This is a genomic window from Planosporangium mesophilum (assembly GCF_016863255.1).
Classification (GTDB): Bacteria; Actinomycetota; Actinomycetes; order Mycobacteriales; family Micromonosporaceae; genus Planosporangium; species Planosporangium mesophilum.
On the sequence record NZ_BOON01000076.1, the window covers coordinates 15,644 to 27,347 of the forward strand.

Here is an 11,704-nt window from a genome sequence, read left to right on the forward strand (position 1 = left end):
AACTCCGATCACGGACGCAGGCCGCCGCGGATCACCAGGTCGGCCAGGGCGAACACGAAGAGCACGATCCCGACGAACCCGTTGGCCGTGAAGAAGGCCCGGTTGACCCGGCTCAGGTCGTCGGGCTTCACGATGGCGTGCTCGTACGCGAACGCCAGCGCGGTCAGCACCAGCCCGACCCACCACAGCCAGCCCAGCCCGACCAGCGCGCCGAACCAGACGAACAACGCGAACGTGGCGACGTGCGCGACCGTGGACGCGTGCAGCGCGAAGCGGACGCCGTACCGGGCCGGCACGCTGTGCACGCCGATCTCCCGGTCCACCTCGACGTCCTGGCAGGCGTAGATCAGGTCGAAGCCGCCGATCCACAGCCCGACCGCGGCCCCGAGCACCCAGGCCGGGAAGGATCCCGCGAAGGTACCGGTCACCGCGAGCCAGGCGCCGACCGGCGCGACCATCTGGGCCAGGCCCAGAATCGCGTGCGGCCAGTTGGTGAAGCGCTTGCCGTACGGGTAGACGATCAGCGGCACCACCGCGAGCGGTGACAGCACCAGGCACAGCGGGTTGAGCAGCGCCGCGGCGGCCATCATGACCACGATCGCGACCACCGCGCCGGTCCAGGCGGTACGCACGCTCACCGCCCCGGTGACGAGTTCGCGCGTGGCGGTACGCGGATTGCGGGCGTCGATGTGCCGGTCGAGGACCCGGTTGGCGGCCATGGCGAACGTCCGCGCGCCGACCATCGCGACCGTCACCAGCAGCAGGTCCAGCCAGCGCACCCGCCGGCCGGCCAGCGTCATCGCCGTCAGCGTCGCCAGGTACGCGAACGGCAGCGCGAACACCGAGTGCTCGACCTTGACCAGGCGCAGGAACGACCCCACCCGCCCCGGGCGCGGCTCGACGGCGACCGTCACTTGAATCCGTACTCCTTCCAGCGCTTGTCCACGCGCGCGGCCACCTCCGGCGACATGGTCATCTCCTCCGGCCAGCCCCGGTGGTACCCCTCGCCCGGCAGCTTCCGGGTGGCATCGATGCCCGCCTTGCCGCCCCAGAACTGCTGGTACGAGGAGTGGTCCAGGTGGTCCACCGGCCCCTGCGTGAGCAGCAGGTCGTGGGAGTAGTCGACGTTACCGAAGGCCCGGAACGCGACCTCGTGGTAGTCGTGCACGTCGCAGTCCTCGTCGACCACCACGATCAGCTTGGACAGCGACATCAGGTGCGCGCCCCAGATCGCGTTCATGACCTTCTGCGCGTGCTTGGGGTACCGCTTGCGGATCGAGACGATGACGCAGTTGTGGAACACCCCGGCCGCCGGCATGTCGTAGTCGACGATGTCCGGAATCATCATCCGCAGCAGCGGCAGGAAGATGCGCTCGGTCGCCTTGCCGAGGCCGTGGTCCTCCTGCGGCGGCTTCGACGTGATGATCGAGTGGTAGACCGGGTTGCGCTGCATCGTCATGCACTCGATGTGCAGCACCGGGAACGGCTCGACCGGGGTGTAGAAGCCGGTGTGGTCGCCGAACGGGCCCTCCGGCAGGCGTTCGCCCGGCTCCAGGTACCCCTCCAGGACGATCTGCGCGTGCGCCGGTACCTGCAACGGAACCGTCAGGCAGTCGACCATCTCCACCCGCTCGCCGCGGAGGAACCCGGCGAACAGGTACTCGTCGATGTCGCCGGGCAGCGGTGCCGAAGCGGCGTAGCTGACCACCGGGTCGCAGCCGATCGCGATCGCCACCGGTAGCCGCTGGCCGAGCCGCTCGGCGACCGCGTGGTGGGCGGTGGAGTCCTTGTGGATCTGCCAGTGCATGCCGAGCGTGTTGCGGGAGTGCTGCTGGAGCCGGTACAGGCCGAGGTTCCGCTTGCCGGTCTCCGGGTGCTTGGTGTGGGTCAGGCCGAAGTTGTGGAAGACGCCCCCGTCGCCGGGCCAGACCTGCAGGCCGGGCAGGCGGTCGAGGTCGACCTCGTCGCCGCGGTACACGACCTCCTGGCAGGGCGCGGTCTTGACGTGCTTGGGCGGCACCGACTTGAGCTGCATCAGCTTGCCCAGGCCCTCGCGGATACCGGACCAGCCGACCGGCAGTTCCGGCTTCACCAGCCCGCCGATCCGGTCGCCGATCTCGTCCAGCGACTCCACGCCGAGGGCCATCGCCATCCGCCGCTCGGTGCCGAACAGGTTGATCGCGACCGGCATCTCGCCCCGGACCGGGTTGGTGAACAGCAGCGCCGGGCCGCCCGCGCGTACGGTCCGGGTGACGATCTCGCTGATCTCCAGGGTCGGGTCGACCGGAGCGCTGACCCGCTGCAGCTCACCCGCGCGGTCGAGCGCCTTCAGAAAATCCTTGAGATCCGGATACGGGAAGCCACGCGACATGCCCGCAAGTCTCCCAATCCACATTGACGGGTACGCCACCGCCCCTGTCGCGATAGCGAAGTGATAGGAGTACGGCAGAAATCAGACTGGGATCGGCATCGACATATCGCTATGCTCCGATAACCGGGCACGGTGAAAACTTTCACCTCCCGCACAGAGGCGGCCCTCGAGGACATCCCCGGGGGCCGCTGTGCGCGCTACTTGACGCCGGCGTAGGAGTGCATACCGGTCACCACCAGGTTGATGGCGAACAGGTTGATCATCATGGTGGCCCAGCCGAGCACGGCGATCCAGGTCGCCACGGTCTTCTTGACGCTCGGCGTCGCTCGGGCGTGCAGGTAGCCGGCGTAGATCACCCACGAGATGAACGACCAGGTCTCCTTGGGGTCCCAGCTCCAGTACTGGGTCCAGGCCTCCCGGGCCCAGATCGCCCCGCAGATGATGGCGAACGTCCAGATCGGGAACGCGAACGCGTGCACCCGGAACGTCAGCCGCTCCAGGGTGGCCGCGGCCGGCAGGCGGTTGCCCAGCGAGCACGGGAACCAACGCTTGCCGTCGTCGTACCCCATCCGGATCAGCGTCAGCGCGGCGGCGACGAACCCGACCAGCAGCACGCCGGATGCGGTCACCGCGGCGGTCACGTGGATCTTCAGCCAGTACGAGTTGAGCGCCGGCATCAGCGGGCCGGCCGCCGTGTACAGCCGGACCGCGTCGACGAAGAGCATCACGATCAGCGCCAGCGTGACGAACATGCCGAGGGGCCGGACCATCGGCCGGCGCGCCAGCAGGACCAGCCAGGCCGTGGCGCCGACGAAGCAGACCGCCAGCACGAACTCGTACATGTTGCCCCACGGCACCCGGTTCGCGGCCAGCCCTCGGGTGACGATCGTGCCCAGGTGCGCCGCGTAGCCGACGACGGTCAGCGCGACCGCGAACCGCCCGAACAGCGCGGCGCGTCCACCCGACGGAGCGGACTCGATCACCACCGGGGTGTCGGGGAGCACCGGCCCGCCGGCTCCGACGAGTTCCCGCTCCCGGGACCGGGTAGCGGCACGGGCCACCGCGCCCCGGTTGCCGAAGGCGAACTCGGCGGCGTACGCGATCATCGCCGCGAGGTACGCCAGGACCGTGACGACCAGTAGCTGGTTTGACAGGGCGTCGCTCATCGGAGGATGCCTTCCTTTCGTGCCGCCTGCACGATCTCGTCGAACTCGGCCGCGAAGCCGGGGTAGTCGGTGCGGGGCAGCCCGCCCACGTCGACGCGGTCGCCGTTGACCCGCAGCCAGATCCGGCGCCGCTTGCCCCACAGCGACAACAGCAGCCCGGCCAGCAGGAACACCGCGGCGCCGAGCACGATCATCTCGCCCGGGTCGTGCCGGACGGTGACCGTGACGAACGCCCGGGTACCGACGAACTCGACCTTCGAGCCGTCCGGCAGGGTCAGCGACTCGCCGGGCCGGAGCGCCTTGGATTCGGCGACCTTCGCCAGCCGCCCGGAGGCGATCCGCGACTCGTCGAGCGTGTACACCGACCGGGGGATCCCGGCGTCCATGCCGAGGTTGCCCTTGTACGCGACCAGCAGGAGCCGCGGGTTGCGCTCCTCCGGGTGCAGCGACGCACCCCTGGTCATGTCGGTCGACGACATGGTCGGCAGGTACACGCCCTGGAACCCGATCTGGTCGTTGGGGTCCTGCTTGCCGGTCGCCGGGTCGATGTTGGCGTCCGGGAACGCCGCCGCGCCCGTACCGGTCAGGTTCTCGTCGTTGTTGAGGAACGGCTGGACCGAGGTCTGCGACTTCCCGAACCGGTCGGTGTAGCGGATGACCGGCGCGTACCCGTGTCCGAGGAGGTAGACACCGGCGCCGGAGATCCGCAGCGGGTGGTTGACCTGGACCTCGGCCGGGCTTTCGGTACCGCTGGACCCCTGCGAGTAGTGGACGTGGGCCCGGAACGCGGTCGGCTGGCCGTTCGGGGCGTAGGTCGCCTCGAAGCGGTCGAGCCGGACGCAGAACGGGGGCAGGTCACCCGGCCCGACCCGGGCGCCCAGCCCGTAGTCGTCGTACTGCGGCACGGTGTTGCAGATCTCGCCGTCGCGGCCGGCGACGATGTTGCGGCTGCCGTGCCAGCCGTACCAGGAGCTGATCGCGACGCCGATCAGCATCGCCAGCAGGGCGAAGTGGAAGAGCAGGTTGCCGCTCTCCTTGAGGTACCCCTTCTCGGCGCTGACCGTGGTGCCGCGGACAGCGACCCGGAACCGGCGCTTGCGCAGCAGCGCGGCGAACTGCTCGGGGTCGCCCCCGGTGCCACCGACGTACGCCGGCATCCGGTCCAGGCGCGACGGCCCGTCGGGCGGCTGGCGCAGCAGGGCCCTGACGTGGTCGCGCAGCCGGGGCACCAGGCAGCCGACCAGCGAGACGAAGAGCAGCAGGTAGATCGCGGAGAACCAGGGCGAGGAGAAGACGTCGAAGAGGTAGAACCGGTCCAACGTCCGGCCGAGTTCGCCGTGCGTGCGCAGGTACTGGTTGACGTCTTCGATCTTGGTGTTCCGCTGCGGCAGCAGCGAGCCCGGGATCGCGGCGACGGCCAGCAGGAACAGCAGGACCAGGGCGGTACGCATGCTGGTGAGCTGGCGCCAGGCCCGGCGGGCGAGCGCGACCAGCCACGGGCCGAGGCCGTGGCCGCGGGGCAGCGGAGCACCCGAGTCCACGCGATCGGCCGGTGGGGCCTCCACCGTTGACATCTAGATGCTCACCTCCCCCACCCCGACGGTGGCCCGCAGCCAGTTGACGAAGTCGAGCCAACCGCCGGTGACGAGGGCCACCCCGACGACGATCAGCAGTACGCCGCCGACCCGGGTGATCCACATGCTGTTGCGCCGGATCGCCCGGAACACCCCGAGCATCCGGCGGAACCCGAGCCCGAACGCGACGAACGGCGCACCCAGCCCCGCGCAGTACGCGAACGCGAGGATCACCGCACGGCCGGTGTCGCCGCCGACGGCGGACAGCCCGAGCACGACGCCGAGCGTGGGGCCCAGGCAGGGGCTCCACGATAGCGCGAAGACCGCGCCGAAGACCGGTGCGCCGAGCAGGCCGGCGGCGGGCAGCCGCCGGATACGCCACTCCCGCTGGAGGCCGGGGAGCAGGCCGGCGAACGCGGCGCCCAGGGCGAGGATCACGACCCCGACGACGATCTCGACGACCCGCTGGTGACGCAGCAGCGCCCTGCCGGCGCTGGCGAGCAGCACGTTGGCGAGGACGAAGACGGTGGCGAACCCGGCCACGAACAGCAGCGTGCCGGCCAGTACCCGGCCGCGCCGGGCGGCCGACGCCGAGGCGCTGTCCAGGTCGGCCCCGGCCAGGCCGGTGACGTACGACAGGTAGCCGGGTACGAGCGGCAGCACGCACGGCGACAGGAAGCTGACCAGGCCTGCGATCGCCGCGACCCCGATGGCCAGCAGCAGCGGCCCGGACTCGGCGATCCCCGCGAAGGTGGTGCCCATCACTCCGGCTCCGCCGCCACCCGCCGGACCGCCGACTCCAGGTCCTCCCGCAGCATCGCCTTCGTGTACAGCGCGGCGATGCGGCCCTTCCGGTCGATGATCAGGGTGCTGGGGATGGCGGTCGGCGGCACCTTGGCGAAGTCCAGCACGGCGCGCGCGCCCGGGTCGAACAGGTTCGGATAGCCGATCCCGTACCGCTGGACGAAGGCCTTCGCCTTGTCCCGGTCGTCGCGGATGTCGATCCCCACGAACGAGACCCGCTGCGACTTCGTCGCCTCGGCGACGGCGACCAGTTCGGGAGCCTCGGCCCGGCACGGGTTGCACCACGAGGCCCACAGGTTGACCACGACCACCTCGCCGCGGTGCTGCGCGAGGTCGAAGGCGCCGCCCCCGAGCAGCTCCCCGGTCAGCTTCGGTGCGGGCTGGCGCCCGCTCGCCTCGAAAGACTCGCTCCGGCCGGTGTCCGTGGCGCTGGACACCCCGGACGAGGCGCTCGTCGCACAGCCCGCCAGTACCGCGAGCGCGGCCAGCAGGGCGACGATCAGGCGTGGGCGCATCACGCCCCCTTGGCCGTCCGCGCGTCCGGGGAGAGCGCGATCAGATGGGCCGCCGGCTCGGCGTACCCGATCCCGGCGATGCGGTTGTCCTCGAAGTGGAAGCTGGTGAGGCTGGCCAGCGCGCACTGGCGCTTGCGCGGGTCGTGCCAGAGCCGCTTGCGCTCCACGAACCGGCGCAGCGTCCAGATCGGGAGCTGGTGCGACACCAGGACCGCCTCGTGCCCCTCGGCGGCGTCGCGGGCCGCCAGCAGGGCCCCGTACATCCGCTGCGCGACCAGCGCGTACGGCTCGCCCCAGGACGGGGTGAACGGGTCGCGCATCAGGTACCAGTTGCGCGGCTGGCGCAGAGCTCCGTCGCCGACCGCCACCCGCTTGCCCTCGAACATGTTGCCGCTCTCGATCAGCCGCTCGTCGACCTCGATCTCCAGCTTGAACTGGGCCGCGAACGGTTCGGCGGTCTGCTGGGCGCGCTCCAGCGGGCTGGCGACCAGGTGGGTGACGTCGCGGTCGGCCAGCGACTCGGCCGCCGCCTTCGCCATCTGTACGCCCAGCTCGGACAGGCGGTATCCGGGCAACCGGCCGTACAGGATCTTCTCGGGGTTGTACACCTCACCGTGCCGGAGCACGTGAACAACGGTCCTGCTCATGCACCTGCCTCCGCGGCGGCGCGCGCGGCGTGCGGCAGCGCGGCCTCGATGACCTCCAGCGCGGCGTCGTCGATCGCCGCCGAGACGAACCAGGCCTCGTACGCGCTCGGCGGCAGGTACACCCCGCGGGCCAGCATCGCGTGGAAGAAGGCGCGGAAGGCGTCCACGTTCTGGGTCTGGGCGTCGGCGTAGTTGTCGACGCCCCGGTCGGTGAAGAAGATCGAGAACATGTTGCCCGCGTACGACGGGACGTGCGGCACCCCGGCCTCGGCCAGTGCGTCGGAGGCCAACCGGCTGACGATCTGGGCGGTGTGGTCGAGCGACTTGTACACCGCGGGCGTGCAGCCCCGCAGCGTGGCGAGCCCGGCGGCGCAGGCCAGCGGGTTACCCGACAGCGTGCCCGCCTGGTACACGGGCCCGGAGGGGGCGAGCCGCTCCATGACCTCGCGCCGGCCCCCGAAGGCCGCCGCCGGCAGGCCGCCGCCCATCACCTTGCCGTAGGTGTACAGGTCCGCGTCGACCGGGTGCAGCCCGTGCCAACCGGACCGGGACACCCGGAAGCCGGTCATCACCTCGTCGAGGATGAGCAGCGCGCCGTGCTCGTGGGCGATCGCGGCGAGGGCCTCGTTGAAGCCCGGCTTGGGCGCGACCACGCCCATGTTGCCGACCGCGGCCTCGGTGATGATCGCCGCGATCCGGTCGCCGTGCTCGGCGAAGGCGGCCCGTACGGCCTCGACGTCGTTGTACGGCAGCACGATCGTGTCGGCCGCGGCGGCGCCGGTCACACCCGGGGTGTCGGGCAGGCCGAGGGTGGCGACCCCGGACCCGGCGGACGCGAGCAGCGCGTCGACGTGCCCGTGGTAGCAGCCCGCGAACTTCACGATCTTGGAACGGCCGGTGTAGCCGCGGGCCAGCCGGATGGCACTCATCGTGGCCTCGGTACCGGAGTTGACCAGCCGTACGCTCTCGACCGGGGTACGCGCCACGATCTCCTCGGCGAGGTCCACCTCGCCGGGGGTCGGGGTACCGAAGCTGGTGCCCTTCACGGCCGCCTCGGTGACCGCCTCGACCACGTCGGGGTGGGCGTGACCGAGGATCAGCGGCCCCCACGAGCACACGAGGTCCACGTAGCGGCGGCCGTCGGCGTCATGGAGCCAGCAGCCCTCACCGCGCACCATGAACCGCGGCGTACCGCCGACGGCGCGGAACGCGCGCACGGGAGAGTTGACCCCGCCCGGCACGATGGCACGGGCGCGGTCGAAAAGAGCCTGGGAGGCCGGCGCGTCAGCCGGGTATGTCTCGGTCACGGCCCCAATATTGTGGCAGCCGAAGAGGGTTTGCCCACCCCCGACCCCTCTCGGCCGGCGCGGAGCTCACGCTACCGATAGGCTGCCATCACACAGCGTTGCCGGAAACGGGCGGTTCGCGGCGCGGCGGGCCACGAGTTGATGCCGGCACAGGGCCATCGGGTTAGGCTGACGGGGTGGAACGTCCTGATCTATCCATCTCGGTCCAGCAGGGTCCCAACGAGGCCCTCCTCACGCTGGCCGGAGAGATCGACATGTCCACGGTCGCGCGGTTGTCGGCAGCGGTCGGCGAGTTACTCAACCCGGCGCCCCCGCGCGTCGTCCTCGACCTCAGCGGCGTCACCTTCTGCGACTCACAGGGGCTCGGCACGCTCGTCGTGCTCAGCCGCAAGGCGACGCTGGCGCAGAGCGTCCTGGTGCTGGTGAACGTGGGCGACTTCCTGATGCGGGTGCTCGACATCACCGGCCTGCGCAACGCGCTGATGATCCAGGAGACCACCCCCTGACGGTCAGAGCATCCGTCGCCGGGCCCGCGCCAGTACATCCATCGCCTTCTCCACCTGCTTGCGGGCGGTCTCCCCGTCGGTGGCGGCCGCCGACTTGAGCAGCGTGGACGCCTCGTCGACCGCCGCCCCGGCGGCGCGCAGCGCCGACTCGCGGGCCCGGGTCGCCTCGGCCTGGGCGTGCAGCTGCTGTGTCTTCGTCCACAGTTCGACGAAGACCGAGACCTTGGCCCGCAGTACCCACGGGTCGAACGGCTTGGAGAGGTAGTCGACCGCGCCGACCGCGTACCCCCGCAGCGCCAGCTGCGAGTCCCGGTCCGCGGCGGTCAGGAAGATGATCGGAATGTGCCGGGTACGCTCCCGCCGCTTGATGTGCCGGGCCGTTTCGAACCCGTCCATGTCCGGCATCTGGGCGTCCAGCAGGATCAGCGCGAAGTCGTCGACGAGGAGGTGCTTGAGCGCCTCTTCACCGCTGTGCGCGCCGACGCTCAGCACGGGCAGCCCCTGCAGGATCGCCTCCAGAGCCAGCAGGTTGTCCCGCCGGTCGTCAACCAGCAACACCTTCGCCGTCTGCCGGTCGGTGGAGTTGGGCACTCGATCTCCTTCTTCTGATCGTCAGAACTCCCCGAGGGCCGGATGATCACGACTTCCCGGGAATTGTGCGGATCTCGTACTAGACGCTGCGGCCTTCGCCGTTGACCCAGGCGGCCATGACATCGAGCAGTTCGTCGAGGTCGACGGGCTTGGTGATGTAGTCGCTGGCGCCGGCGGCGAGGCTGGACTCCCGGTCACCCGGCATCGCCTTCGCGGTCAGGAAGACTACCGGCAGGTCGGCGAAGTGCGGGTTGCGCCGGATCAACCGGGTCGTCTCGTTGCCGTCCATGTCCGGCATCATCGCGTCCATCAACACGATGTCGACGCGCCGGTGCTCACCGAGCAGGCGTACGCCGTCCGTGCCGTTGTCGGCGTAGAGGACCGTCATCCCCTGCAGCTCCAGCGCGCTGGTCAAGGCGAACACGTTGCGCACGTCGTCGTCGATGATCAGCACAGTGGCGCCGTCGAGCTGCCGGGCCGCCTGGCTGACCAGCCGCTCGGGCCTGGTGACCGGACGGATCATCGGCGGGGTCGGGGCCGGGACCGGCACCGCGGCCGAGGCGCCGGCCAGCGGGATCGTCATCGCCGACAGGGTGTCCGCGGGCAGCGTGTCCGGGAGGTACAGCGTGAACGTGGAACCGACGCCGACCCGCGAGGACACCTCGATCATGCCGCCGAGCAGGCGGGCGAGCGAGCGGCTGATCGACAGCCCCAGGCCGGTACCGCCGTACTTGCGACTCGTCGTACCGTCCGCCTGCTGGAACGCCTCGAAGATCAGGTTGAGCTTGTCGTCGGAGATGCCGATCCCGGTGTCGGTGACGGTGAAGGCGACCACCCGCTGCGCGCCGTCGAGCGTCGGCACCTGGTACACCCGGTCCGCCGACGCGAGGCCGACCTGGAGGGTGACGGAGCCGCTGTCGGTGAACTTGACCGCGTTCGAGACCAGGTTCCGCAGGATCTGCTGGAGCCGCTGCGGGTCGGTGGTCAACGCGTCCGGCAGCGTGATGTCGGACGCCACGATGAACTCCAGCCCCTTCTCCGCCGCCTGCGGCGCGAAGGCCTGCTCCACGTACGTGCGGATGTCGCCGATCGACACCTCGCCGGGCTCCACGTCCATCCGACCAGCTTCGATCTTGGACAGGTCCAGGATGTCGTCGATCAGCGAGAGCAGGTCGGAGCCGGCGCCGTGGATCGTCCTGGCGAACTCGATCTGCTTGGGCGACAGGTTGGCCTCGGGGTTGTCGGCGAGCAGGCGGGACAGCAACAGCATCGAGTTGAGCGGGGTACGCAGCTCGTGGCTCATGTTCGCCAGGAACTCCGACTTGTACTGCGACGCCTGGGCCAGCTGCTGTGCCTTCTCCTCCAGGCCGAGCCGGGCCATCTCGATCTCCCGGTTCTGGGTCTCGATGTTGCCCTTCTGCTCCGACAGCAGGGCCGCCTTCTCCTCCAGTTCGGCGTTGGTGCGCTGCAGCTCGGCGGACTGTTCCTGCAGCTCGACGGCGAGCCGCTGGGACTGCGACAGCAGCTCCTCGGTGCGGCGGTTGGCCAGGATCGTCTTGAGCGCGACGCCGATCGTGACGACGAGCCGGTCGAGGAAGGCCAGGTGCAGCTCGGAGAAGCAGGACACCGTGGCGAACTCGATGACGCCGAGCGGCTCGCCCTCGTAGAGCACCGGCAGGACGACCAGATCGGCCGGGGCCGTGTCGGCGATGCCGGAGCGCACCGCGATGCCGTGCGGGACCGAGCTGCGCACCCGGACCGTACGGCGGGACAGCGCCGCCTCGCCGACCAGGCCCTCGCCCGGCGCGAAGCTGATCTCGAAGTCAGGGGCGTACCCGTACGAGGCCGCCAGCCGCAGCAGCGACTCCTCCGACTCGGCGCCGGCCAGGAAGAACGCCCCCAGCTGGGCGTCGACCAGCGGGGTCACCTCGGCCATGATCATGCGGCAGACCTCGTCGAGGTCGCGCTGCCCCTGGAGCAGACCGCCGATGCGGGCCACGTTGGAGTCCAGCCAGCCCTGCTCCGCGTTCTTCTTGGTGGTGTCGCGGAGTGTGACGATCATCTGGTTGATGTTGTCCTTGAGCTCCTCGACCTCGCCCTCGGCCTTGACCGTGATCTGCCGGCTGAGGTCACCGCGGGTCACCGCGGTGGACACCTCGGCGATCGCGCGAAGCTGGGTGGTGAGCGTGCCGGCGAGCTGGTTCACGTTCTCGGTGAGGTCAC

General features: G+C 70.4%; 11 protein-coding genes. 1 reads left to right on the forward strand and 10 read right to left on the reverse strand.

Annotated features, from left to right (window positions below; translation table 11 throughout):
* Nucleotides 1-8 precede the first annotated feature (8 nt).
* The 8 genes from mqnP to hemL form a co-directional block, all read right to left on the reverse strand.
* Nucleotides 9-914: a menaquinone biosynthesis prenyltransferase MqnP gene (mqnP, locus tag Pme01_RS29810; RefSeq protein ID WP_168113551.1), complete on the reverse strand. Its 906-nt coding sequence runs from the start codon at nt 912-914 to the stop codon at nt 9-11.
* Nucleotides 911-2,371, reverse strand: a complete 1,461-nt coding sequence (locus tag Pme01_RS29815) for a menaquinone biosynthesis decarboxylase (RefSeq protein WP_168113552.1) — start codon at nt 2,369-2,371, stop codon at nt 911-913. The genes mqnP and Pme01_RS29815 overlap by 4 nt, the downstream gene beginning before the upstream one ends.
* A gap of 197 nt (nt 2,372-2,568) precedes the next feature.
* A complete protein-coding gene (gene ccsB, locus Pme01_RS29820) occupies nt 2,569-3,537 on the reverse strand; it encodes a c-type cytochrome biogenesis protein CcsB (protein WP_168113553.1) in 969 nt (322 codons plus the stop codon).
* Complete coding sequence (resB, locus tag Pme01_RS29825; protein WP_168113554.1) at nt 3,534-5,111, reverse strand: cytochrome c biogenesis protein ResB; 1,578 nt, start codon at nt 5,109-5,111, stop codon at nt 3,534-3,536. Before resB ends, ccsB begins: the two co-directional genes overlap by 4 nt.
* Nucleotides 5,112-5,873: a cytochrome c biogenesis CcdA family protein gene (locus tag Pme01_RS29830; RefSeq protein ID WP_168113555.1), complete on the reverse strand. Its 762-nt coding sequence runs from the start codon at nt 5,871-5,873 to the stop codon at nt 5,112-5,114.
* Nucleotides 5,873-6,430, reverse strand: coding sequence for a TlpA family protein disulfide reductase (locus Pme01_RS29835; RefSeq protein ID WP_168113556.1), 558 nt, complete (start codon nt 6,428-6,430; stop codon nt 5,873-5,875). The genes Pme01_RS29830 and Pme01_RS29835 overlap by 1 nt, the downstream gene beginning before the upstream one ends.
* Nucleotides 6,430-7,077, reverse strand: coding sequence for a histidine phosphatase family protein (locus Pme01_RS29840; RefSeq protein WP_168113557.1), 648 nt, complete (start codon nt 7,075-7,077; stop codon nt 6,430-6,432). Before Pme01_RS29840 ends, Pme01_RS29835 begins: the two co-directional genes overlap by 1 nt.
* A complete protein-coding gene (hemL, locus tag Pme01_RS29845; RefSeq protein WP_239088543.1) occupies nt 7,074-8,384 on the reverse strand; it encodes a glutamate-1-semialdehyde 2,1-aminomutase in 1,311 nt (436 codons plus the stop codon). Before hemL ends, Pme01_RS29840 begins: the two co-directional genes overlap by 4 nt.
* 176 nt (nt 8,385-8,560) lie before the next feature.
* Between hemL and Pme01_RS29850 the strand changes: the two genes are divergently transcribed.
* A complete protein-coding gene (locus Pme01_RS29850) occupies nt 8,561-8,890 on the forward strand; it encodes an STAS domain-containing protein (RefSeq protein ID WP_168113558.1) in 330 nt (109 codons plus the stop codon).
* Between the two features lie 3 nt (nt 8,891-8,893).
* Here the strand turns inward: Pme01_RS29850 and Pme01_RS29855 are convergent, their stop codons facing one another.
* Complete coding sequence (locus tag Pme01_RS29855; RefSeq protein WP_168113559.1) at nt 8,894-9,481, reverse strand: response regulator; 588 nt, start codon at nt 9,479-9,481, stop codon at nt 8,894-8,896.
* 79 nt (nt 9,482-9,560) lie between these two features.
* Nucleotides 9,561-11,704: ATP-binding protein (locus tag Pme01_RS29860; RefSeq protein WP_203935975.1), on the reverse strand; the 2,144-nt coding region annotated here is incomplete at its 5' end.

What these genes read in the sequence shown, in the direction of transcription:
- Pme01_RS29830 (WP_168113555.1), bottom strand. Translation starts at nt 5,873, where the DNA reads ATGGGCACCACCTTCGCGGGGATCGCCGAGTCCGGGCCGCTGCTGCTG.
- Pme01_RS29815 (WP_168113552.1), bottom strand. Translation starts at nt 2,371, where the DNA reads ATGTCGCGTGGCTTCCCGTATCCGGATCTCAAGGATTTTCTGAAGGCG.
- Pme01_RS29840 (WP_168113557.1), bottom strand. Translation starts at nt 7,077, where the DNA reads ATGAGCAGGACCGTTGTTCACGTGCTCCGGCACGGTGAGGTGTACAAC.
- resB (WP_168113554.1), bottom strand. Translation starts at nt 5,111, where the DNA reads ATGTCAACGGTGGAGGCCCCACCGGCCGATCGCGTGGACTCGGGTGCT.
- ccsB (WP_168113553.1), bottom strand. Translation starts at nt 3,537, where the DNA reads ATGAGCGACGCCCTGTCAAACCAGCTACTGGTCGTCACGGTCCTGGCG.
- Pme01_RS29835 (WP_168113556.1), bottom strand. Translation starts at nt 6,430, where the DNA reads ATGCGCCCACGCCTGATCGTCGCCCTGCTGGCCGCGCTCGCGGTACTG.